Consider the following 23,985-nt stretch of genomic DNA (forward strand, 5'->3'; position numbering starts at 1 on the left):
TGGGACGTGATCGGTTTGCCCCGGAACCAGAATGATGCTTGGGGAGCACAAGCTCAAAACTGGGCCCGAGTCCAGCAGTTGACTACCCGCCCAGCTTTCCAGGCAGTCCTCAGTGAGCTGGACCCCTGGCGGGAAAGAACTCTACTGGACATAGGATGCGGTGCCGGTGAATTTGTTCGCATGGCCAGTGAAGCAGGGGCAGAAGCCAGCGGCGTGGATACTTCGGAACAACTAATCGGTCTCGCCCGACGCCATGCTCCTGACGCCGTCTTCTACATAGCCGACATGGAAAACCTTCCCTTCCCGGACCGCAATTTTTCTGTGGTGACCGCCTTCAACAGCTTACATTTCGCCGCTGACCCCACTCGTCTCATCGCTGAGGTCATACGCGTTACCGAACCCGACGGAAAAATTGTGACTACGACTCGGGGATTCCCCTCGGAATGCGACACTTTCGACTACTTCCTCGAACTTGGCGCGCTGCTCCCCCCGGATACCCTGTCCGGGCGCCCCGACCTCTCTGACTCCGAGACTCTAGAAACCCTTTTTACCGAAGCAGGATTGCAACTTTCTCCACTGCGCGTCATTCTCTGCCCCTGGGAGTACCCCGATCTGGAAACAGCTCTCCGCGGGCTCTTGTCAACCGGGCCGGCCGTGCGAGCCATCCAATACTCCGGGAGGAGCGAAGTCACCCGTGCCGTCATCCGGTCGATCGATCCCTACCGGCGCGATGACGGCTCTTACCTGCTCAACAACACCTGCCATTGCCTTGTAGCGACCCGAGCCGAATACTGAGGTTGAATTCGTGGTGTCGTAGGGGCTGACGGGCAGCAGTCGCCTGCGGTATCCGGGGCATGCGGTATCCACAAGGGGGCGGGCTGACCGCCGAGCGGCAGCGGTTCCGCGAGGGGTTACGGCTTCAGGTGGCCGAGAGGTTCGCCCGGGGCGAGGCGAGTTCGGTGATCGCCAAAGACCTGCGCGGCAGTGAGCCTTTTTCCAGCCTGATGGTGCTGGCCGCGTGTTGGACAGATCGGTGGAACGACGAAGCTCCTGGTAGACGGGTTCTCGACCAAGATTGCCCGTAGCCACCAGGAGCTTCGCGTGCTGTCTACCCGTCGTCGATCGACCTGTCCAGTCCCGCCCTGCGGTGCCTGACGGGACGACTCGCTGCCCGGCGAGGGGAGATCGGGACCCGATGGCGTCGGCTGACCGCCAGCCGTCAGGCTCTCCTTGCCCTGGCCCATCTGCGATGCGGTGACACCTACGCCCAGCTCGCCGCCGGGTTCGGTATCGGCGTCGCAACCGTGTACCGCTACACACGCGAGGCCGTCGATGTGCTGGCCGCCCTCGCACCCACCCTGGCCGAGGCCATGGACATCGCCCGGACCAAGGCGTTCGTGATCCTGGACGGCACCCCGCTGCCCATCGACCGGATCGCCGCCGACACCCCGTACTACTCGGGCAAACACAAACGTCACGGCATGAACGTCCAGGTCCTCACCGCTCCCTTCGGGCGGTCGCTGTGGGCCTCACCGGCCCTTCCCGGACCGACCCACGACCTGACCGCCGCCCGCACCCACGGCATCGTCGACGCGCTCACCGACGCCGACCTCAAGTGCTGGGCCGAGAAGGCATATCAAGATGCCGGTCCTTCGGCGGAGCCGCTTCTCGGTCATCCCCTACCCGCGCTCACGGGAGTTGCTTGCCGTCGGCAAGTCTTTCTCCGCCGGCTCGGACGGGCGCCTTCGAGGACGGCCGGCCCCGTCTGCATGATCCCAGCGTCGTCCCCGCGCCGGCGGGGGTTGCTCTGGTCATGCGCCGGATGTCCTTGGCACGGCCCGGCCCGAACGCGTCGCCGCCTGCCGGGCGCGGCCCTGCGCGAGCCGGACCTCACCCGCGAGGAGTGGTGCGCGCTGTGGGTAGCCGGGCGCGGCATGCCCCTCCCCTGAGACGAGGAGCGGAACCTGGAGCAGGCGAAACCCCGCGTCGGGTGACTCGGTGCGCGCGAGACCGGCCCGCAGCGGGTCGACCGACGGGCAGTGCGGATATCGAGATACTCGTCGACGTCTGTCAGCGCTTCCTTCTCACCGACCCACGGAAGGACGGCAGCACGGCGAGTTCTGTGTCAGACCCGTGATGAAACCGCAGATCGGCTGTGAATATCCGGGCCCTTTTCCGCGCCCTTCACCACAACATTGCCACAAGTCAACGAATCGAGCTGTGGCGATATGGTCGGCCGATGTACCGATATGCGGCCTCCCACCCGTCCCCAAGTGGGTTGAGCAGCCTCGACACCGGCTTGAGTGACCTACTCGCAGAGCGCTTTATGATCGTCGGCGAACTACTGGCTTTGCGTCCGTCCTCCTGTCGTCGACGTTTCTTGGCGACCGGGAATGCAAGAACTCTGAGCGAGTCGCATGACCGAGGCGCAGGGGAAGAAGGGTGATCTCCATGGCTCTCGGGCTGCTCCGTCGTCGGCGTTCCCGTGGTGCCTCCGGTGCCGTGTCGAGCATCTCGGTCCCGCTGCCGCCCGGCGCCGGGGCATTCGGCGTCGAGGTGCTCGATCCCATGGGGCAGCCCATGGGCGGAGCCGAGGTCACCGTGACCGCGCTGGACAGCCACCGGATCGCGACGCGTGGTGCCACGGACCCCCACGGCTACTTCATAGCCACGCTGCCACCCGGCTCCTACAGCGTGATGATCGCGGCCGAGGGCCTGTCACCCGCCCGCGAGAACCTCGACATCGCGGCCGGGGTGGCTCTGCCCACCGCACAAGTCACGCTCCAGCCCGCCCGCCAGTTGGAACTTCCGACAGCCGGTACCTGGCTGTTCGACCCTCCGCACACCGCGATCCGGTTCATCGCCAAGCACGTCGGCATGGCCCATGTCCACGGGCGGTTCACCCGCTTCCAGGGCAGCATCCGCATCGCTCCGAACATGGCCGACTCACAGGTGGCGGTGCGCATCGACGCCTCCAGTGTCACCACGGGCAACAACACCCGCGACAACCACCTGCGTTCGGCCGACTTCCTGGACGTCGAACGCTACCCGTACATCGACTTCACCAGCACCCGGTTCGCCCACCTCGGCGGCTCCAAGTGGACCCTGCACGGCACCCTCACCATGCACGGCACCACCCGCTCCGTCAGCCTCGACACCACCTACCTCGGGTCGATCAACGGGGGCTACGAACAGGAACTGCGCTGCGCGGCCCTCGCGAAGGCCGAACTTCATCGGGAGGACTTCACCCTCAACTGGCGCTCCATGCTCGCCCGCGGCATCGCCGTCGTCGGGCCGACCGTCCAACTGGAGCTGGACGTACAGGCGATGTACCGCACCCACGACACGCCCACGCCACCGAAGTAACGCCGCGTAGCGGGTTCACCGTCGACCGCATCCCCCCTCGGGCGAGGTCACCGATCGGGGCAGCGACCCGGCGACACCTTGGCAGCACAGAGCAATCAGATGGGAAAGGGCTCACGATCATGGGTATCTTCGGCCGACGCCAGACCGCCGTCAGCGAGCCGGCCCCGGCTCTCGCGGGGGCCACGTCCCGGGGTGTCGCACTGGGCCCGGCACTTCAGGCCCTGACCGGGCGATGGACGATCGACCGCCCGCACAGCCACATCGGATTCTCCGTACGGCACGCCATGGTCACGACGGTCCGGGGGGCTTTCACCGATTACGACAGCACGTTGTACTTCGACGGAGCCCAGCCCTCCGAGTCGCGGGCCGACCTCGTCATCCGGGTCGCCAGCGTCGACACGGGCGTGGAGCAAAGGGACGCGCACATTATCGGCGCCGACTTCTTCGACGCGCGCCAGTACCCGGAAATGACCTTTCACAGCACCTCCACCGTCCACGAAGGCGGAGAGACCTTCCGCATGACCGGGGACCTGACCATCCGCGACGTCACCCGGCCCGTCGACCTGCAAATCGACTACCTCGGCTCGGTTGTGGACCCGTTCGGCTTCGAGCGGGCCGGCTTCGACGGCACCACTACCATCGACCGCACCGAGTGGGGCCTGGTCTATAACCAGCGCCTCAAGGCAGGGGGCACCATGGTGAGCGAGAAGGTCCGGCTGCAGTTCGACATCTCCGCGATCCGATTGACGTCGTAGGCGGCGTCGGGGGCGCCCGGAGTCGCAGGAAACTGCTTGACTACCGCGCCCGCGCACGGATCGAGGCCGAGGCCGACCGCCGCGCCCTCGCCGCCCTGCTCGACCGCGCCCGCGCCCGGCCGCAACCTCGCCGCCGACCTGTAACCGTTCAGCGACGTGGAGTTGGGCCGCCTGATCGACCACGTCGACGACACCGACACACTGCGGATCGCCACCGAGCAGCAGCCCTCGCCGGGTACCGGGAGGCTCGTGCAGTCGGTGCCGGTGTCACACTCGCCTCGCCGGCGGGCCGTGTACCGGCTGGTGTTCGCCACCCGCAGCCCGTACGGCCTGTGGGTGTGTCGCCCGGGCCCGGGCGACGGTGGGGGGGGAGACGCTGGAGAAGCACGAGGAGGACGACGCTCGTTCCTGCCCCCGACGCGCCGTCGCCCCGGTGGTCCCGGGCCGCTGTGGAGGTGATGGACACCGACGCCATCCGGTCCGCCGCCGCGCTCGGCACCCCCAACGTGATCGGCGAGGAGGCGAGGGGCTCGGTCTGGGGGGGGGACGGGACCGAGACGAACGCGGCGCAGAGCGCCGTGGCGGCAGCGGCCACCGTGCCCACGAGAGGAACCCTGGCCATAAAACGCTGACGCCGCCGGGGCACGTCCCTCGGCCAGCGGGGCGCCGCGGCGACGGCGGAGCGGCGCTCCGGGGCGCGGCCGCCTGCCCGCCTGCCCGCCTGCCCGCCTGCCCGCCTGCCCGCCTGCCCGCCTGCCGGGGCACGGTGAGTGGCGGGTGGCCGTGTCCAGGGGTGAAGCTGGAGGTGTCCGCCGGGCAACGGGAGAAGACCGTGAGCGGCGTTCCTCTCGGTGCCTCGGGTCCGGCGCTCTGCTCACGGTCGGGTCCGCGCCCGGGGACGCCGGTGCGGTCGGGTGACTCGAAACCCGGGATCGGGGAACCGGAAGTGGTGCCCTGACCCATGAGGGGAGGGCAGGTGCCCGGACGCCCGGCTTTCTCAACGGAAGAAGGACCATGATGGCGCACGAAGAGGACGGCGGGCGCGCCGACGGCGACGGCGTCACACGCCGCCGTCCGCTGCGTGAGTGGCATGTCGAGGAGACGGTCGAGGTCGCGGTACCGGTCCGCACGGCCTACAACCAGTGGACGCAGTTCAAGACGTTCCCGCGCTTCTCGGCCGTGGTACGCGGCGTCGAGCAGGTCAGGCCCACCGTCACCGCGTGGACCATCGGCTACGGCCTGCTGCGCCACCGTTTCCCGGTCGAGATCGTGGAGCAGGACCCCGACGCCTACCTGGCCTGGCGTGGCCTGGAGCAGCACCCCACCCACGAGGGCGAGGTCGAGTTCAGGCCCACGGGGTCCGGCGGCACCGCGATCACCGTCCGGATGCTCCTGCGGCCGCGCGGGGCCGCGAAGGTCCTCACCTGCTCCCGCCGGGTCCTGGGGCTGACCGCCCGGCTGGTGCACGCCGAACTGGTCGACTTCAAGCACTTCATCGAAGGGCTCGGCCAGGAGGGCGGCGCCTGGCGCGGCACCATCCGCAACGGCCGCGTCCAGCACGACACCCCGGAACCGCCCAGGAGCCGTGTCGCCCAGTGGCCCGTCGGCTGACCCGCCCACCCGTACACGGCGAGAGAAAGGCCAAGCGATGCAGAACCCGCCCGGTCAGGAGCCGGAGACCTCCCTCTCCGTGACACCGCCGAAGAAGTGGGCGGCCGGGGTCCCCGCCGTCGTGCACGCGCTGGAGTACTCCCTGGAGCAGACCTCCCCGCGCAAGACCGGAATCGACCTGCTCACCATGAACCAGGTGGGCGGGATCGACTGCCCCGGCTGCGCGTGGGCCGACCCCGCCCCGGGCCGGCGCCATCGCAACGAGTACTGCGAGAACGGCGCCAAGCACATCAACGACGAGGCCACGACGCGCCGGATCACCGCCGGCTTCTTCCGCGAGCACAGCGTGTCCGATCTGGCCGCCCGTTCCGACATGTGGCTCAACCAGCAGGGCCGGCTCACCGAGCCGATGATCAAACGGCCCGGATCGGACCACTACGAGCCCATCGGCTGGAACGACGCCCTGGGTGTCCTCGCGCGGGAACTCAAAGGGCTGGACTCGCCCGACGAGGCGGTCTTCTACACATCCGGCCGGGCCGGCAACGAAGCCGCTTTCGTCTTCCAGCTCTTCGCCCGGGCCCTGGGCACCAACAACCTGCCCGACTGCAGCAACATGTGCCACGAGTCCAGCGGCTTCGCCCTGAACGAGACACTCGGCGTCGGCAAGGGCACCGTGAGTCTCGACGACCTGCACCACGCGGACCTGATCTTCCTGGTGGGGCAGAACCCGGGCAGCAACCACCCGCGGCAGCTCTCGGCCCTGGAGGAGGCCAAGCGCAACGGCGGCCGCATCGTGGCGGTCAACCCGTTGCCGGAGGCGGGGCTGCGGCGCTTCAAGAACCCGCAGAAGCCGCGTGGGGTCGTGGGGCGGGGCACCCAGATCGCCGACCGCTTCCTGCACATCAAACCGGGCGGGGACCTCGCCCTGTTCCAGGCACTGAACCGGCTGCTGCTGGAGGCGGAGGACGCGCGTCCCGGCACCGTCCTGGACCACGACTTCATCAACGCCCACACCTCCGGTTTCGAGGACTTCGCCCGGCACGCCCGCACCGTCGACTGGGACGACGTGCACGCGGCGACGGGACTGACCCGTCAGGAGATCGAGAAGGTCCGCGACGAGGTCCTGCGCAGCTCACGCGTCATCGTGTGCTGGGCGATGGGCATCACCCAGCACAAGCACGGCGTGCCCACCATCCGGGAGATCGTCAACTTCCTGATGCTGCGCGGCAACCTGGGGCGCGCCGGCACGGGCGCCTGCCCGGTGCGCGGCCACAGCAACGTCCAGGGAGACCGCACCATGGGCATCTGGGAGCAGATGCCGGACACGTTCCTGGACGCCCTGCAAAAGGAGTTCGGCTTCAACCCGCCGCGCCCGCACGGCCTGGACTCGGTGAACTCGATCAAGGCGATGCTGGAGGGCCGCATCAAGGTCTTCCTCGCCCTGGCCGGGAACTTCGTGCGCGCGGCGCCCGACAGCAAGGTCACCGAGAAAGCGATGCGTTCGTGCCGGTTGACCGCCCACATCTCCACCAAGCTCAACCGCTCGCACACCGTCTGCGGCGACACCGCCCTGATCCTGCCGACGCTGGGGCGCACCGAGCGTGACGTCCAGGCCGACGGCGAGCAGTTCGTCACCGTCGAGAACTCCATGAGCGAGGTGCACACCTCCCAAGGGCGGCTCGAACCGGCCTCGCGCAGGCTGCTGAGCGAGGTCGCCATCCTGTGCCGGCTCGCCCGGCTGACCGTCGACGGCGTGGGGGACATCCCCTGGGCCAGGTTCGAGGGCGACTACAACACCATCCGTGACAGCATCTCCCGGATCGTGCCGGGCTTCCACGACTTCAACGCCCGGGTGACCCGTCCGGGAGGCTTCCAGCTGCCCAACCCGGTCAACGAGGGCGTGTTCAGGACCGAGACCGGCAAGGCCCGGTTCACCTGCAACGAGCGGGTGGTCCCCCTGGCCCCCCAGGGGCACCTGCTGCTGCAGACCCTGCGCTCGCACGACCAGTGGAACACCGTCCCGTACACCGACAACGACCGCTACCGCGGCATCCACGGCAGCCGCCACGTCGTCCTGGTCAACTCGGCCGACCTGTCCGAACTCGGCCTCGCCCAGGGCGACCGGGTGGACCTGGTGAGCGTCTGGGAGGACGGCACCGAGCGCCGGGCGGAGAACTTCGAGGTCGTGTCCTACCCGGCGGCCAAGGGTTCGGCCGCCGCCTACTACCCGGAGACGAACGTCCTGGTGCCGCTCGACAGCGTCGCCGACATGAGCAACCAGCCCACGTCGAAGGGCATCGTCGTCCGCCTGGAACCCACGGGCGACCGGTCCCGGCCGGCACCCGTCTGACCGGGCCCGGGAAGTGCCGCGTCCGGGAGAGGGCGCGGGCGTCGCGACGCGCGGCCGCGCGGCCGATCCGGTTCTGCCGGAGTCGGGGCCGACGCGAGTGCCCGGCCGCGAGGCGGCGCCGTCCGGCGTCCGCCCCCGCTGCTTGCGCAGCCGCCTTCTTCGCCGCCTTCGACTCCGGCTTCCGGGGCCGCCCACAGCCATGCGGTGGAGTGCCGCACCCGGGACAGGGCTCGGGCATCGCGGCACGCTGTCGACCGCGCCCTGTCGCTCCGGAGGTCTGCGCCGGTCCGGTCCTCGGAGAGGTCTGGCGCGCACTGACTGTGACCGGCACCGCGACCCTGCGGGACACCCGCCGCGGGAGGCGGCGGGGTGACGCCGCCCTTCAGTTGGTGCGGTCGGCGAAGCCCCGGGGCAGGTCCTCGGGGCCCACCGCGACGACGCTCTCGTCGTTCTCGCCGACGTACTCGAACAGGGTGATACGGGCGAACTCCGGGACGACGTAGATCGGGTAGGTGGGGCCGGCGTCCCGGTAGGCGCGCATCTCCTCCAGGTGGTCGTTCTGGTAGAGCACCGTCTTGCTGCCGTCCTGCTCGATCCACTGCGGGAAGAAGATGGTGCCGTGCAGGACCCGCAGGCGGGGCAGCACGTTGACGACGACCGAGGTGCCCGTCGGTTCGTTCCAGGACACCTTGTAGACGTCGTCGGCGAGCCGCACCAGGTCGACCTCCTGGTCCTTCACCCAGCGGCCGCCGACCATCCCGGAGTGGATGCGGTAGTCGATGGTCGTGGCGTTCTTGACGTACATCTCGTACTGCCAGCCGTTGGCGTACGTGTAGATGAACCGGTACCCGGCGATGCCGGACAGATCCTGCGGCGGGACGGGGTTCTCGACGGTCGTCGGGGTGTCGTGCACGGTGGTCATGGTGGTGCTCCTTGCTGTGCTGTGAGCGGTCACCGACGGCGTGGGGTTCGGCCGGTGCGGTGCCCTCGCCCTACACACCACTGTGCCACAAAATATGTTTGTGACAAAAATTTATCTTCGCAGTCCACAATGGTGGCATGCGTAACACAGACAGAACGGCGGACGGGACGGGCGACCGCGGTGTACCCGGCGCGCCGGAGGCGGCACGCGTCGCGGCCGGACTGGGCGGGCTTCTGGGGCCGCTGCGGCGCGCGGTCCTGCGCGCCACCCGCAACGCCGAGGGGTTGCCCGACCTGCCGGAGGCGCAGATCGAACTGCTGCGGGCCCTGTCCTCCTCGCCCGAGGGTCTCAGCCCCGGTGCGGCGGCCGCACGCGTGCGCGTGGCACCGTCCACCGTGAGCAACCTGGTGCGGGCGATGTCCGCCGCTCGGCTGGTGGAACGGGTCCGGCCCGAGCACGACCAACGGACCGTGGTGCTCACCGCGTCAGAGGAGGCCCTCAACCTGCTGGAGCGCTACGACCGGGCCAGCACCTCGGCGCTCACCCGCGTCGTGGAGGAGCTGTCCGACGCCGACCGGGCGGCGCTGCACCAGGCGCTACCGGCTCTGGACCGGCTGGTCACCGCACTGGAGACGGGCGACGTCACCCGTCCGGACCCGATCAGTCCTTGATCGGGGTGCGCACCCCGTCGACCGCGACCCTGAACAGGCTCTGAGCTGGACATCCCGGCCGGCCGTGCCCCGGTCTTCGGCCACGACGGACCCGGAGGGCAGCTGCCCGGCATGGTCACCACAGCCAGGCGGTCGAGTGCCGCAGCCGGGACAGAGCGCGGGCGTCGCGGCGCGCGGCCGCGTCGCCGATCCGGTTCTGCGAGGGCCGGGGCCGGGGAAGGAACACTCATGGAACTGATCCGCACTGTCACGCTGCTCGCCCGGTGGCTCGAAGAGTACGGTCCGGGTGATTACCGGCAACTGGCTCCACCCGCCGGCCGCGAGGCCATCGACACGGTGACGGAGGGGAAGTTCCCGCTCCACCCTGACGTACGGGCCTGGCTCGCCCTGCACGACGGGTCGGCATGTGAACGGCCCTCACCGGCCGGAGCGTTCGTACCCCTCGACTACGCCTTGCTCGACACTGCGCGCATGCGTCAGGGGCTCCGGGACATGGAGGAGGAGGTCGCCCGCGCCGTGTCGGAGGGGGACGAGGAGTACGTCGTCGGGACGATGGCCGACGTCTGCTGGGTGCCCGTGGCGGCGAACCACACGGGGGGCCTGCTCGTCGTCGACCACCGTGACGGTCCCGGCCACGGGGCCGTGTTGGAGGTTGACCCGTCCATCGGCTTGGAGGGGGTGCGGCGCTGGGACAGCCTGAGCCACCTCTTCGACTCCGTGCTGGACGCCCTCGTCCACTCCCGCCCTCTTCTCTCCGGCTCCGGGGTCCCGGCCGTGCCTCGTGTGCACGCCACGGGACCGGTCCCACCCCACGTCGTGTGGAGTCGCACTACGGCTGAGGGCCCACCGGTGCCGGTGATGCGGTGAAAGACTCCGACGGAAGCGTGACGCGGCTGCGAGCGCCTCCCCGTAGCCGCGTCGGGCGGCATCGCGGGGCCTGCCGTGACGGCCCCCGGGCTGCCGGTAGCGTGATCGGCATGACGGGTGAGGGTGGGGCGGCACGGGGCGAGGCACTGGCCGGCGGCATGATGAACGCGGGCGCGGTCTGCCGCCGCGGTTCGCTGGTGGAGCGCCCGGCGCCGCCCGCCGCGCGCGCCCTCCACGCCTATCTCCTCGCACTCCAAGAGCACGGCTTCGACGGCGCTCCGACCCCGGTCCGGCTCACCGCGGACGGCCGCGAGCAGCTGACCTACATTCCCGGCGACGTCGCCCGGCCGCCGTTTCCCCGCTGGGCGATGACGGAGTCCGCTCTGAGTTCGGTGGGGAGCCTGCTGCGGCGCCTGCACGATGCCGGAGCGGCAGTCGCCGTGGACTCCCGCGCCGCGTGGTCCCAGGCTCTGGCCGATCCGGCGGGAGGGCGGGTGCTGTGCCACAACGACGTGTGCCCGGAGAACGTCGTCTTCCGCGACGGCCGTGCCACGGCCCTGATCGATTTCGACCTGGCGGCGCCCGGGCGGCCACTGTGGGACGTCGCCATGACCGCCCGCTACTGGGTCCCCATGCTCGATCCCACGTCCGCGGCACCCCTCTACCCCGCCGGGCTGGACGCCCCGACGCGACTGCGCGTCCTCGCCGACGGCTACGGCCTCTCCCCGCGGGAGCGCGTCGACCTCCCCGGTATCATCGAAGAGGCCACCGCGACCTGCCGGGCCTTCGTCGCCGGCCGAGTGGCCCACGGTGACCCCGTCTACGCGCGGGCGCTGGCCGAGCGCGGTGGATGGCAACGGTGGGACCGCATCCAGGAGTGGCTGGTGACCCACCGTCAGGTGTTCACGACCGCCCTGCTGGACTGACCGGCCCGGAGTGGGGCCGGCGGCCGTCCCGCGTGGACGACGGGCGAGCGCCCCGGCCGGGTCTCACTCCAGTGGATCGTCCGGCGGCACGTTCCGGATGCCCGGCAGGTGGCCGTCGAGTTCGCCCGGCTCGAAACGGCACATGCCGATCGCGTGCCAGAACTCGCCGGTGACGTCGCCCTCGTACTTGTAGCCGCCGGACGGCGCCAGCGCGGCCCAGCCCTCCGGCATGCCGACCAGGGTGGCGCGCAGGCGGGCCGGGGCGTCGGCGGGCACGTTCCACAGCCGGACCGTGCCGTCCTCACCGCCGCTGGCCAGCAGGGAGCCGTCGGGGCTGAAGGCGACCGCCAGCACCCGGCCGGCGTGGCCGGTCAGGACGGCCTTCTCCTCGCCGGTGTGCGCGTCCCACAGGCGGACCGTCCGGTCGTCGCCGGCGGTCGCGAGCAGGGGCAGCCGCGGGTGCGCCGCGGCCGTCCACAGCCGGCCAGCGTGGCCGGTGAGCCGGTGCGCGGCGGCGCCGTCGCGCCAGATCACCGCCTGCCCGTCCCAGGAGGCGCTGGCCAGCCAGGAGCCGTCGGGCGCGAACGCCACGGCGTACACCCGGTCGGTGTGCCCGTCGAGGACCGCGGTGAGCCGGCCGTCGGCCATGTCCCAGACGCGTACCTTGCGGTCGTCGCAGCCGGTGGCCAGGGCGGCGCCGTCGGAGCGGAAGGCGATCGAGCGGACCCGGCCGTAGTGCTCGGCGAGGGTGGCGACGTGCGCGCCGGTGGCCCGGTACCACAGCCGGACCGTGTCGTCGTCGTTGGCGGTGGCCAGCACCTCGCCGTCGGCGCTGAACGCCTCCGCCCAGACGTGTTCGGTCTCGACGTCCATCTCCCGCTGGTACTCGCCGGTGACGGCGTGCCACACGTACATGTTGCCGTCGCTGCTCGCGGTGGCCAGCAGGGGCCCGGCGGGGCTGAACACCGCCGAGACCAGGCGGTCGCTCTGCCCGGTCAGCTCGCGCAGCCGCCGACCGGAGGCGGAGTGCCACAGCCGTACGACGCCGTCGTTGCCGCCGGCCGCCAGCATCGAGCCGTCGGCGCTGAAGGACAGGCTGTTGATGCGGCGTCCGTGGCCCCGCAGGATGCGCCGGCCCTGGCCGGCGGCGGGGTCCCACAGCCGTACGATGCCGTCGTTGCCGCCGGTCACCAGCAGGGAGCCGGTCTCCGGGGCGGGCGTGTCGCCGTGCGGGCGGAACTTGCACACCCACACCGAGCCGCGGTGCTCGGTGGGCTGCCGGGTCAGCGGGACGGCGGCGGGCCGGCCGTCGGGGGCCGGTCCGGCCTCCGGGCCGAACCGCCACAGGCGGACCACCCCGGCGCTGTCCCCGGCGGCGAGCAGTGACCCGTCGGGGTCGAACAGCACCTGGTACACGGCGCCGCGGCAGCCGCCGAGCAGCCCGGCCGAGCCGCCCTGCCCCAGGTCCCACAGCCGCACCTCTCCCTCGGTGTCGCCGCTGACCAGGAACCGGCCGTCGGGGTGGAAGTCCAGGGTGTACACCCGGCCCGCGTGCCCGGTGAACTCGTGCCGCACCCGGCGGGCCGCGAGGTCCCACACCCGGACCGTGCCGGCCCGCCCCTCGCCCATGTCCCCGGTGGCCAGCAGGGTTCCGTCCGGGGAGAAGCGGGCCCGGAACACCGCGCCCCGGTGGCCCGGCAGGTCCCCGGCCGGCCGCCCGTCGGCCAGGTCCCACAGGCGTACGGCGGCGGCGGCGTCGCCGGTGACGAGGAGGCCGTCGTCCGGCGCGAAGGCGACCGTGTACACGGGTGCCGCGTGACCGGGCAGCCGGTGCAGGGGGGTGCCGGAGGCCGTGTCCCAGACGGTGACCGTGCCGTCGGCGTCGCCGGTGGCCAGCAGGGAGCCGTCGGTGTTCACGACGACCGGCCACACCCCGCCCGGGTGGATGTCCAGCCGGTGCAGGCAGCGGCCCGAGACCGGGTCCCACAGCCGTACGGTGCCGTCGGCGCTGCCGGTGGCCAGCACCCGCTCGCGGAACTTGACGGCGTAGACCCGGCCGGTGTGACCCTGGAGGGTGCGCAGCGGGGTGCCCGTGTCGGCGTCGCAGACCAGGACGCCGCCGTCCTCGCTGCCCACGGCGAGGAGTTCGCCGTCGGGGCTGTAGGAGATGGGCTCGGGCAGGCGGCTGGTGCGCATGTCGAAGCCGTAGGGGACACCGACCGCGGAGGGCCGGAAGCCGGAGTCGACGCTCATCCCGGGGGCGATCGCCGCCGCGGCGAGTTCGGGCGCGGACGGCAGTTCCCCCGAGGTGGTCGCGGAGATCAGGGCGGCGCGCCGCCACCGGCCGCCCTCGACGCGGGCGCCGGTCAGGTCGGTGCGGATCAGCCGGGCCCGCCTCAGGTCGGCGCCGCGCAGGTCGGCCCCGGTCAGGTCGGCGCCGTCGAGCCGGGCGCCGGTCAGCCGGGTGTCGCGCAGCACGGCGCCGGAGAGGTTGGCGCCGACCAGGCGGGCGTCGGTGAGGTCGGCGCGGGTGAGGTCGACGCCGGAGAAGTCGCGGTAGGACAGGTCCTCTCCGGCCAGGGAGGCGCCGCGCAGGTCGGTGTGGGCGGGCACCCGCAGCCGGGCGAGGACCTTGACGGCGTTGGCGCGGGCGATCTCCTCGCCCCGGACGGCCGGGTCGTGCCCGTCCCGGCCGGTGCCGCTCAGCGTCCGCTCGGCCCACTCCTGGCAGGCGCGGTGGTCGGCGAGGTCGCACAGGAACTCCACGGCCAGCCGGCTCAGCTGGCGCCGGGCCAGCAGCGCGGTGTCGCCGGCGGCGAGCCGGAGGGCGCACTCCCGGGCGATCAGCCACTCCACCACCGAACCGTGGATGAACCGGAACACGCCGTCGTCGCTGCGCACCAGCAGACTGCCGGAGCCGATGGCGTGCGCGGTCTGCGGCACCGACAGCCGGGTGTCGGCGAGCCCGGCCAGCGTCTCGGCGACGTCGGTGAGTTCGTCCAGCCGGAGCGCGTCCTGGCCGCTCTCCCACAGGCGCAGGGCGAGCACGGTGACCGCGTTCCACAGTTGGTCGAGGCTGAGTCCGGGCGCCCGGCCGAGGCCGCCGGTGCCGCGGTGCTCCTCGAAGCGCAGCCAGGCGGTGAGGACCTCCCGGTAGAGCCCGGCGGGACTCAGGGCGCGCCCGGCCCCGGCGACCGCGCGCAGCTGGTCGTCGTCGAGGTCGGCGACGAAGCCGAGCAGCCGGGGGTTGCGGCACAGGGCGAGCAGGTCGGGGATGGCGTCCAGCAGCCGCAGCCGGCGATCGGCGGCGCGCTCGTCGCCGTCGTACCGGTTCACCAGGTAGGCGCGGATCTGCTGCTGGGTGAACTCCTGCACGGACAGCACCCGGCGCTGCGGGAGCAGGCCGACGCGTTCGCCGAGCGCGGTCAGCACCTGGTCCTGGGAGCGGAAGTGCTGGGTGCGGCTGCTGACGACGATCTTGGCGCTGTCCACGACGGCGTCCAGCAGCACCTGGAGCCGTTCGGCGGCGCGGTCGTAGCTGACCTGGTTGACGAGTTCGTCGAAGCCGTCGAAGAGCAGCACGATCCGGCCCTGCTGGAACATGTAGCGGAAGGCGCGCAGGTCGATGTTGTCGACGCCGTGGGCGGCGAGGTGCGCGGCGACCAGCCCTTCGAAGGAGTACGCCCGGTCCAGCGCGTTCAGCTCCACCAGCAGCGGGATGAGGTGCGGCAGTTCGGCCGGGATACGGCGGGCCAGCTCGCGCAGCGCGAAGGTCTTGCCGTGCCCGAAGTCGCCGAGCAGCAGCAGGAAGCGGCCCTGGTCGGAGTCGAGCAGCCGGAGCATGTCGTCGACCAGGTGGTCGCGGTCCTCGGCGCCGAGGCGCTCCACCTCCCGGTACCGCTGCGGCAGGTACATGTCCGGGGGGTAGCGGGGGTCGGTGCGCAGCCGCTCGTTCTGCGCGCTGACGTAGCCCCGCAGGTCGAGCAGGCCCTGGAACTCGGTGAAGCTGCGCACCCGGACGCCTCTGCGGCGGGCCGCGTCGCGCAGGTCGCGGGCGGGCGGCGGGCCGTCGTGGACGAGTTCGGCCTCGGTCTCGGTGTCGGCGGCGTGGACGAGGACCGTGAACCGTTCGATGTCGTCGGCCGTGGGCGTGCCGGCGTGCACGGCCACCCGCTGCTGGCGGACGAAGCCCGACTCGGTCCAGGTGACCAGCAGTTGCGGTACCGGCCCGGTCACCAGGCGGATCTGGGCGCCCTCGTGGCGGGTGCGGCACACCTCGGCGACCCGGGCGAGCAGCACGTCGGCCGGGGACTGCACCGCGCGCGGCTCGCGCTCCGGCTCCGGCTCCGGTGCGGTGGTTGCGTCCGGGGCCGCGGGACCGGCGGGGGCGCCGTGCGGATCGGCGCCGTCCGCCGTCCCGTCCGGGCCGGGGCCGAAGGCGCGGTGGGCGCGCCGCCAGGCGGCCTGCCGGCGCCGCGGCTCGCCGGGGACGTCCCAGCTCGCCAGGGAGTCGCGGCCGATGCGCAGCAGCCGGTGCCGGCCGGGCCCCGCCGCGCCGAGCACGGGCACCTCGCCGGAGGCGGTGGTCAGGACGGGGGCCGTGCCGGGCTCGTCCGGGCCGTGCAGCAGCAGGTGCAGCCGGGGCGCGGTCAGCCGGGCCAGCACGTCGGTGTCGCGCAGCGGACCCGCGCCGTCCGGGGCGGCGGCCGGGCCCCGCGCGCCGGTGGTGCGGCGGGCACCGGAATGGCGGGGGTCGCCGGAGTGGCGGGGGTCGCCGGGCGGGTGGCGCAGGGCGCCGATCCGCAGCCATCCCTCGGTCTCGTACGGGCGCAGTGCCTGCGCGAACCAGGCGGCCTGCTCGGGGCCGATCATGCCGTACTGGTCGTCGAGTCGGTGGCTGTAGGCCATGGAGGAGTTCAAACCCGCGACGACGGTGTGCAGTTCGGGCACGGGGAACAGGGTCCAGGGCTGGTCGCTGTCGAAGACCGCGTCGAGGCCCTGGTAGAGCTCCTGGAAGAGCCGGGCGTAGTGCCGCCACTTGGGCCAGTACGGCGGCCGGGGCGGCATCTCGTCGGCCTCGCAGGTGCTGAAGTAGGCCCGGCAGGCGGCCTGGTTGACGTCGTGTCCGCCGGGGACGACGGCCACCCGGTGCGGCTCCAGGCCGAGCAGCGCCCGCAGCCCGGTGAGGAAGGCCAGGGCCTGTTCGAACTCGCGGGGGCTGCCGGAGGCGGTCAGGTCGCCGGTGACCACCAGCAGGTCGGGGGCGGGCGCCCCGGTGTCGGTGAGTTCGACCAGGTCGCCCCAGATCGCGGCCTGTAACCCGGCCGGGTCCTGGCCCCGGCCGAAGGCGGGCCCGGCCAGGTGGAGCACGGTGACCGCCTCGCGCGCCGCGGTGTCCCCGGTGACCCGCGGATAGACCGGTGCCGCCGCGGGCCTGCGCCGCCCCGCCCAGCCGGGGCGGCCCAACGGCCGGCCGGGCGCCGGCACGACGGGGACCGAGGGGCCGGCGGGCGGGGCCTGCGTGCTGTCGCCGCCCGGGTAGCCGGGGCGCAGACTGGGCCGGGCGCGGCCGTCGAGGGCCTGGCGGACCCGGGTGAGGAGCAGATCGCGGGCGGCCGACGGGTCGGTGACCGGGACGAGGTCGACGTAGGTGATGGTGGCGAGCAGGCCCTCCACCGGGATGTCCTCGACGCGCACGGTGAGCAGCCGCCGTTCCGGTTCGTCGGGGTCGGCGCGCAGAGCGGCCTGCCACTCCATACGGCCGTAGCGGGAGCGTTCGTAGTTGCGGGACAGGACGGCGATGACGGCGGCGGACTCGCTGACCCCGCGGTCCATGAAGTCGACGAAGTTGGTGCCGGGCACGAAGTCCCAGGCCTGCAGGACGGTGCGGTAGCCGGCTTCCTCAAGGGTCCAGGCGATCCAGGACGCCCAGCGTTCGTCGGCCGGTGAGTAGCTGATGAAGAAGTCCCATGGCCCGGTGTCCCCCGGGGCGTTCTGACGAGCCACCATGGGTCCATCATGCCTCTGCCGTCCCTCGGTTCAGGCGGGTTTTACCGGTCGCGTTCCCCGCCGGAAGATGGTTCCGGCGGGCCGGCGGGGCGACGGACCCGCTGCCGGGCCGCGCACGGATGTGCGACCCTTCCCTGCGTGCGTGTCTTTCTGCGTCTGCATGTGCTGGACCGGCTGGCGATCGGGCTGCTGGTGACGGGGCTGATCTGCCTGGCCTCCGGAGTGTTGCCGGCCCGGCAGGCCGGTGACGCCATGCACCGGATCGCCCCGCTGCTGGCGTTCCTCGGCACGGTGATCGTGCTGGCCGAACTGACCAGCAGAGCGGGAGTGTTCGACGTGGTGGCGGCGCGCATGGCCCGCGCCGGACGGGGCAGTTACCCGGCCCTGTTCCTGCTGTGCGTGGCCTTCGCCTCGATCACCACCATCGCTTTGAACCTGGACACCACGGCCGTACTGCTGACCCCGGTGATGCTGGCGCTCGCCTCCCGGGTCGGCATCGCGGCGGTGCCGCTGGCGATGACCACGGTATGGCTGGCCAACACGGCGAGCCTGCTGCTGCCGGTGTCCAACCTGACGAACCTGCTGGCCGCGGACCGTGTCGCGCTGTCCCCGGCGGGTCTGGCCGCCCGCATGTGGGCACCGCAACTGGCGGCGATCGCGGTGACCATGGTGTGCCTGTGGCTGTTCTTCTGGCGGCGCGGGCGGCGGGGGGAGGGCCCGGAAAGCTCCGGAGGGGCCACCGGGCGGACCGAGGGACGGGACGCGGGGCGGAACGCGGGAGGGGATGCCGGACGGGACCCGTGGGATCGGACGAGCGCCGACCGGCCGGGCACGGGCGTCCGGGCCCCCGGCGGGCCGGGCGCGGCCCGCGCCGAGGACATACGGGCGGGAGCCGAAGGCGGGCGGGCGGGAACGGAGGGCGTGCGGGCGGGGAGCCGCGACCGCTATACGCCGCCGCCGGTGCACCGGCCCGCCGATCCGGTGCTGTTCCGGGCCTGCGCGCTGGCCTGTGCCGGTTTCCTGGTCGCGATCCTGGTCGCCGACACGGAGCTGTGGATGGCGTCCGCCGCGGCGGCGGCCGTCGCCGTCGCGGCCTTCGCGGTGCGCCGCCCGTCGGAGCTGCGGCTGTCCCTGGTGCCCTGGCGGCTGCTGGTGATGGTCCCCGGAATGTTCCTGGTGGTGGAGACGGTCAACGCCAACGGGCTGCACGAGCTGCTGGCCGCCGCGATCGGCGAGGACGGTGGCCTGCTGGGCCTGCTCCGGGCCGCGGCGGTGGGCGCGGGACTGTCGAACGTCCTGAACAACCTCCCCGTCTACCTGGCCGGGGAGGCGGCCGTTCCCCTGGCCAACCACGACCAGTTGCTGGCGCTGCTCATCGGCACCAACGTGGGCCCGGTGGTGACGCCGTGGGCGTCGCTGGCGACGCTGCTGTGGTACGAGCGGTGCCACGCGTACGGGGTACGGGTGCCGGTCACCCGGCTGCTGGGGATCGGCGCGGTGCTGGCGGTGTCGGCGGTGACGGCCTCGGTGCTGACACTGGCCCTGACCCGGTAGCGACCCCGGTCGTGGCCGCGGCCGAACGGGCCACCGGCCGGGTACGGCCGTCACCGCCACCGTCGCCGCAGCGCTCCCCGGCCTCCTCGACGGCGTCCACCGCCGTGCGGAACGCGCGGGCGTGGACGGGCCGACGGGTCAGCCGGGTGCCTCGGGCCCGGGGTCGGCCTCATGGATCCTCCTGAGGGTGGCCCGCGCGATCCGGGCGGTCTGGGGCGCGTCGCACTTGTGGCGGACCATGCGGTGCGCCGGGGCCTGCAACGGGCCCAGGGAGAGGTCCGCCCCGCCGGGCAGCGTCCGGCCCAGCACCAGCGTGGCCGTGGGACGGCCGCCGGGGACCACGGTCGTGTGGAAGATACCCGCCGGCAGGGCGTACGTCTGGCCGCGTACGCTCGTCTGCTCGGTGCCGGGCCGGCAGGTCACCAGCCGTGCGGTGGGCCGCAGTTCGTCCACGCCCAGGGGACCGCTGTGCACCTCGAACACCCGGTGGGTGGGCCGCGCGGTCTCCTCGCAGACCCTCATACGCCGGTTGCCCAGCCGCCCGTACAGCACCGTGCTGGTCAGGTCCCAGCTGTGCGAGTGGACTTGAGGAATCGCCGGACCGGGCCGTACCTCCGGCCCGGCCGCCCCTGAGCCCTCCGAGTAGTCGTGGTTGCCGTAATTGTCGCGGTTGCCGTGGTTGCCGTAGTTGCCGAAGACGTGGACGCAGACGCCCCTCGGGCCGTCCCGCAGGATCGGCAGGCAGACGAATCCGAGGGGGTGGAGCACCGCGCGCAGGTCACGGCGGCCCGACGCGATCTGCTCCAGTTCCGATGCGGCGTACCGCATCACCTCGGCGGCGGCCTGTCGCCGGGCGGCCCGTTCCAGGGCCGGGTAGTCCATCGCGTCTCTCCCCCTGAGATGTCGCTCGGTGTGCGCCACTCACCTGCGGTAGGGATCCTCCGCACGCAGCGCCCTGTCGATGATGTCGCCGACATCGCCGTCGGTGAAACTCGCCGGCAGCGGCAGACCCAGCCGGTCCAGCAGCCGTCTGACCTCGTCCACGGTCGGTTCGTCGCTCAGCGGGGTGGCCTCCCGCAGATCGAGCTTGACCGCCTGCTCACGGCTTTGGTGCAGTTCGGTGACGTAGTAGTCGTACAGCGGCCGGCCCCGCTCCACGTACAGGCTCACCCGGCGCGGGTCGTCCTGGGTGATGATCAGGCAGGTGTCGGACAGGTCGAAGCGCAGGGTCGGCGCCACCGAGGACAGGTGGACGTCGATCTCCAGGGTGTCCAGCCGCTGCCGGTGCCAGGCGGCGGCGACCACGGTGGCGTACGACTCCTTGCGGGTGCGCTCGGTGGTCCACTCCGTGAACGGGTCGGCCTCGTCGCGGTGCCCGAAGGTACGGCGGAACCGTGCGTAGGCCTCGCAGACCCGGTCGTCGGCCGGATTGACGATGTCGATCTTCATGCTGAGGGAGCGGCGCTGCCGCTGGGCCTCCAGCACGCACTCGGGGAGGGTGACGGCACGCAGGTAGGTGCCGGTGCCGCCCTTGAACACCCAGCGGGAGGTGTCCCGGCGGGCCCGCTCGTGGGCCAGCGCGATCTCCGGGCCGGACAGGCTCCGCACCATGGACAGGTCCTCGATCGCCCGGCCCGTCCCCTCGGTCGCCCGCCGGATGTCCGCCAGGCGGCGCCGGCGTTCGGTCAGCGATCCGTAGACGAGTGTCGCCAGGACGAGCAGGGTGGCGCCGGAGACGATGTTGTTGTCGAGGCCGTCGTCCAGGAGGTCCAGCAGACCCACGACCAGGGCCAGGCCTATGGCGACCACGCCGTCCGCGTTGCGGACCGCCCACGCGATCCTGTCCTCCAGCCGGCGCCCGGACTGCTGCGGTGTGTTCCTGCGCGTCACGTGTCCCCTCCCCCGACGACGGCCTTCATCGTAGGAGCTACGGCACACCGGGGCCACGGTACATCGGCCGGACCGCCCTTCCGGGCCTTCGGACACCACCGCGACGGCTTCACGGCTGGAACTTGGCCGGGGGGTCCGGCGGCCCCCCGCCGTCGGTGACGAACTGCCAGATGGTGATCGCGGCGACGATCTGGGCGAAGAGATACGCCACCTGCAGGGAGACGTAGCGCATCTGGTAGACGGACAGCAGCAGACCGACCCGTGACGGCCAGTAGCGTCGTTCTCCCCGGAAGGTCTCCAGATCCATGGCGAGCGCGGTGACCGTGAGGATGAGCAGGGTCAGGGACAGGTCCAGCGCGGTGTCGCCCTGACCCTCGTCGGCGGCGATGCGTACCAGCGCGTCGAGTCCGGTGGGCGCGGCGTACGCCGCTGCGAACGCGAGGGCGCGAGCGGGTCCGCGGCGCCCGGGCAACAGCCGCCACAGGGCGCCGAGCAGGAAGCCGGCGCCGGTCCACCCCAGTTCCCAGAGCAACAGCGTGAGCGCCGTGTCCGCCGCGCCCCAAGTCGTCTGCTCCCACGAGCCGTTCCCGATCCAGCCCCGCCATGTCATCAACGCACTCGCCGGGGCGGCGAGGAAGGCGGCGTACGTGGCGGCCCGGCGGCCGTTTTCCCACCAGGTCGCACGTGGCCCCCAGGCCAGGACGACATCGACGACGGTCACCTCGGGGGGAAGCCGGTCCGCAACCGGTCCGCCGGTGTTCTGGGGTGTCCGCCAGCGGTGGAGCCCGCGCAGCCGACGCTCCACCGCGGCCCGGGTCGTCGCCGTCTCGTCGGCTTGGCCGTGGTCCAGCCGGCGCAGGGCGGCGTGCAGTTCCCGGTACCGGCGGGCGCGGTGGAGGAAGTCCACGCGGTGCGTCTCGGTGAAGAGTTCGCACAGTGGCCGCCCGGAGACGGCCAAGCGCTGTGCGAGCGTCGAGCGTCGGCCGCCGATGATCACCAGCGACCCCAGCGCGGCGATGTCCAGGCCGATCCCGAGCCATACGAGGGCGCTGTTGTTCAGGTAGAACCCAAACGGGGGTGTGACGACGACGGTGTGGAGCAGCAGCATCAGCAGGATGTCCGGTGCGGCCGGGGCGGCGTGCCGGGAGCGTCCCGCGGTTCCCCGGGCCCTCAGCAGTGCGACGATCGCCAGCGCCGTGAGGACCGAGTCGTAGGTGAGCAGCCAGGTGGCGCTTTCGACGGCCAGCCTGTGCAGCCCGGCGGTGAGATGGCCGCCGTGCGCCGTGGCGTATGCGTCGGTGGTCGGGTCAGCGAGCCAGGACTCACGATCCCATCCGCGTTCGGACAACCACAGATGACAGCCGACCAGGGCGGTCGCCAGCGCCATGGACAACGGGGCGAGCACGGGGAGCCGGAGCCGTCGGTGCGGCGCCGACAGCTGCCGGGCCCAGGCGAGGGCGGCACACAGCAGGGCCGACTGAGCGAGGATGTTCGCCGTGACGAGGGCCCCGATGGAGGAGGAGACGAGGACCGAGGTGACGGCCGCGGCCCCGATCGTTCCCGTCACCATGACGACGGCGGGGCCCCGGCGGCACCGCACGGCCATGATGACCGCCGTCACTGCCGACAGGGGGACCCCCAGGAGGAACTGGGCGTCGGGCGGGCCGATTTGAACCCCGTTCAGGAAGGCGAGGGCGGGGCTCAGCCACACCCAGCCGACGAGCCGTCGAGCGGCCTCCGCCTCCTCCTGCGCGCCCGGCGGGCCCGCCGGCCGGCGCTGGATCGACCGGGCCGCCATGGTGGCGGCCGCGGCGACGCCGATCATCCAGAGGAACTCGCCCAGCAAACCGATGTTGTTCAGGTCGCGGTCGTCGCGAGCCGCCCAAGCCCGCTGCCAGGGCGGCATCGTTCGTACCTCGATCTCGGGAATCGACCGCGACGCTTCCCTCGGGGGCTTCCACACCAAGGCGTGGGCGCCCCGGCGGGCCGACGGATCGGGCCGTGCCCACTCCGCGCCCGGCGTGTCCGGGTCGATCTCGACGGTGTCCCACCGCGCGGCCCGGAGGGCCTCGGGCGCCTTGAACCGGATGGTCCAGCGGGCGAATCCCGCCTCGATCCGCCAGGGCCCGAGCGCCACATGGCGTTTGTCGACCCAGGCGTGCGTCTCCAGACGGATACGCACCTCCTCGCCGTCGGAGGTGACGCGGGGAGGGGCCGTTCTCCACTCGTCCGGGTGGAACCGCTGGGCATCGGCCTCCTCCCCCACCAAGCAGCGCATGGCCTGCCGGTACGCGACGCTGTCCTCGCCCATCAGGAGCTTCGGCGCCAGTGGCCACGAAGCGGGCACACGGGCGGTCATCACGCTCTCGGCCTTGCTGTGCGTACGGCCGTGGTGGAGCAGGCGCAGAGACGCGGAGACGTGTGCGGAGGCGAGCCGGGGAACGGCACAGTCGTCGTCGGCTCGCGCGACACCGTACGCCTGCGCCGGCGCGGTCAGCCACCACGTGAGCGTCACCAGCGCCACGACGATCAGCCGCACGATCCCCCCCTCCCCGGTCCCCCTCCGTCCCTCAGACGTCATGCCACCGAAGTGGCCGTGTCATTCCCCCGTCCCGATCTGGGACCGCAGGCGCGTCGGCCCGGAGACGGAACCCGTGAGACGGGACCCGTGAGACGGAGCGCCTGTCGGCAAAGCCCGGGGGAAATGCCTCCACGGGCAAGGATGCATGCGTTCCCCGGCAAGCACGGACATGAACGGGCGTTAGGTTCGGGGCGGACGACGCCGCCTGCCCCTCTCCGCGCAGCGGCCGAATCGACGCAAACGCCTTACTTTTCGCATCCGATGGGACAGCACCAATGGCACAAGCTCAGCCCGGGGCCTCGGGCACGCAGTTCGGGATCTTCACCGTCGGGGACGTGACCACCGACCCGACGACGGGGCGGACCCCGACCGAGGGCGAGCGGATCAAGGCGATGGTCGCCATCGCGCTGAAGGCCGAGGAGGTCGGGCTGGACGTCTTCGCGACCGGTGAGCACCACAACCCGCCGTTCGTGCCGTCGTCGC

Annotated in this window: 16 protein-coding genes and 2 pseudogenes; 13 read left to right on the plus strand and 5 right to left on the minus strand. The window is 72.1% G+C overall.

What is annotated here, in order from left to right; genetic code table 11:
- Positions 1–6: 6 nt before the first annotated feature.
- The 8 genes and pseudogenes from ABD350_RS28120 (at position 7) to ABD350_RS28150 (ending at position 8,082) form a co-directional block, all read left to right on the plus strand.
- On the plus strand, positions 7–795 hold the full coding sequence (locus ABD350_RS28120; RefSeq protein ID WP_344351454.1) for a class I SAM-dependent methyltransferase: 789 nt from the start codon (positions 7–9) through the stop codon (positions 793–795).
- Between the two features lie 59 nt (positions 796–854).
- Positions 855–986 (plus strand): annotated as a pseudogene (locus tag ABD350_RS38050) (IS630 family transposase); the annotation flags it as partial.
- Between the two features lie 135 nt (positions 987–1,121).
- A pseudogene (locus ABD350_RS28125) lies at positions 1,122–1,649 on the plus strand (transposase family protein); the annotation flags it as partial.
- Positions 1,650–2,451: 802 nt separating this feature from the next.
- A complete protein-coding gene (locus tag ABD350_RS28130) occupies positions 2,452–3,366 on the plus strand; it encodes a YceI family protein (protein WP_344351455.1) in 915 nt (304 codons plus the stop codon).
- A gap of 119 nt (positions 3,367–3,485) precedes the next feature.
- Positions 3,486–4,121, plus strand: a complete 636-nt coding sequence (locus ABD350_RS28135) for a YceI family protein (protein WP_344351456.1) — start codon at positions 3,486–3,488, stop codon at positions 4,119–4,121.
- Between the two features lie 458 nt (positions 4,122–4,579).
- On the plus strand, positions 4,580–4,753 hold the full coding sequence (locus ABD350_RS28140; RefSeq protein WP_344351457.1) for a hypothetical protein: 174 nt from the start codon (positions 4,580–4,582) through the stop codon (positions 4,751–4,753).
- Positions 4,754–5,138: 385 nt separating this feature from the next.
- Entirely contained in the window at positions 5,139–5,732 is a 594-nt protein-coding gene (locus ABD350_RS28145; protein ID WP_344351458.1) for an SRPBCC family protein, read from the plus strand.
- A gap of 37 nt (positions 5,733–5,769) precedes the next feature.
- A complete protein-coding gene (locus ABD350_RS28150) occupies positions 5,770–8,082 on the plus strand; it encodes an FdhF/YdeP family oxidoreductase (protein WP_344351459.1) in 2,313 nt (770 codons plus the stop codon).
- Between the two features lie 382 nt (positions 8,083–8,464).
- On the opposite strand, the gene ABD350_RS28155 is transcribed toward ABD350_RS28150, so the two are convergent.
- Positions 8,465–9,004, minus strand: coding sequence for a phenolic acid decarboxylase (locus ABD350_RS28155; RefSeq protein ID WP_344351460.1), 540 nt, complete (start codon positions 9,002–9,004; stop codon positions 8,465–8,467).
- A gap of 137 nt (positions 9,005–9,141) precedes the next feature.
- Here ABD350_RS28155 and ABD350_RS28160 point away from each other — a divergent pair, with 137 nt between their 5' ends.
- From ABD350_RS28160 to ABD350_RS28170, 3 genes are all read left to right on the plus strand, one after another.
- Entirely contained in the window at positions 9,142–9,675 is a 534-nt protein-coding gene (locus ABD350_RS28160) for a MarR family winged helix-turn-helix transcriptional regulator (protein ID WP_344351461.1), read from the plus strand.
- A gap of 228 nt (positions 9,676–9,903) precedes the next feature.
- Complete coding sequence (locus ABD350_RS28165) at positions 9,904–10,542, plus strand: SMI1/KNR4 family protein (protein WP_344351462.1); 639 nt, start codon at positions 9,904–9,906, stop codon at positions 10,540–10,542.
- Between the two features lie 110 nt (positions 10,543–10,652).
- The gene (locus ABD350_RS28170; RefSeq protein WP_344351463.1) at positions 10,653–11,468 is read left to right on the plus strand and encodes a phosphotransferase; all 816 of its coding nucleotides are present in this window, start codon (positions 10,653–10,655) and stop codon (positions 11,466–11,468) included.
- A gap of 63 nt (positions 11,469–11,531) precedes the next feature.
- Here the strand turns inward: ABD350_RS28170 and ABD350_RS28175 are convergent, their stop codons facing one another.
- Positions 11,532–17,477 (minus strand): WD40 domain-containing protein, encoded by a 5,946-nt coding sequence (locus ABD350_RS28175; protein ID WP_344351464.1) that lies wholly within the window; start codon positions 17,475–17,477, stop codon positions 11,532–11,534.
- Between the two features lie 138 nt (positions 17,478–17,615).
- On the opposite strand from ABD350_RS28175, the gene ABD350_RS28180 reads away from it, so the two are divergent.
- On the plus strand, positions 17,616–19,031 hold the full coding sequence (locus ABD350_RS28180) for an SLC13 family permease (RefSeq protein WP_344351465.1): 1,416 nt from the start codon (positions 17,616–17,618) through the stop codon (positions 19,029–19,031).
- 138 nt (positions 19,032–19,169) lie between these two features.
- On the opposite strand, the gene ABD350_RS28185 is transcribed toward ABD350_RS28180, so the two are convergent.
- From ABD350_RS28185 to ABD350_RS28195, 3 genes are all read right to left on the minus strand, one after another.
- Positions 19,170–19,913 carry a hypothetical protein gene (locus ABD350_RS28185; protein WP_344351466.1) on the minus strand — a complete coding sequence of 248 codons (744 nt, stop codon included), beginning with the start codon at positions 19,911–19,913 and terminating at the stop codon, positions 19,170–19,172.
- Positions 19,914–19,952: 39 nt separating this feature from the next.
- Positions 19,953–20,921, minus strand: coding sequence for a hypothetical protein (locus ABD350_RS28190; RefSeq protein WP_344351467.1), 969 nt, complete (start codon positions 20,919–20,921; stop codon positions 19,953–19,955).
- Positions 20,922–21,030: 109 nt separating this feature from the next.
- On the minus strand, positions 21,031–23,460 hold the full coding sequence (locus tag ABD350_RS28195; RefSeq protein WP_344351468.1) for a DUF6185 family protein: 2,430 nt from the start codon (positions 23,458–23,460) through the stop codon (positions 21,031–21,033).
- Between the two features lie 317 nt (positions 23,461–23,777).
- Here ABD350_RS28195 and ABD350_RS28200 point away from each other — a divergent pair.
- Positions 23,778–23,985 (plus strand): LLM class flavin-dependent oxidoreductase (locus ABD350_RS28200; protein ID WP_344351469.1); only part of this gene is annotated, 208 nt, incomplete at its 3' end.

Origin of the sequence: Streptomyces nogalater (genome assembly GCF_039532885.1) — a bacterium.
GTDB lineage: Bacteria > Actinomycetota > Actinomycetes > Streptomycetales > Streptomycetaceae > Streptomyces > Streptomyces nogalater.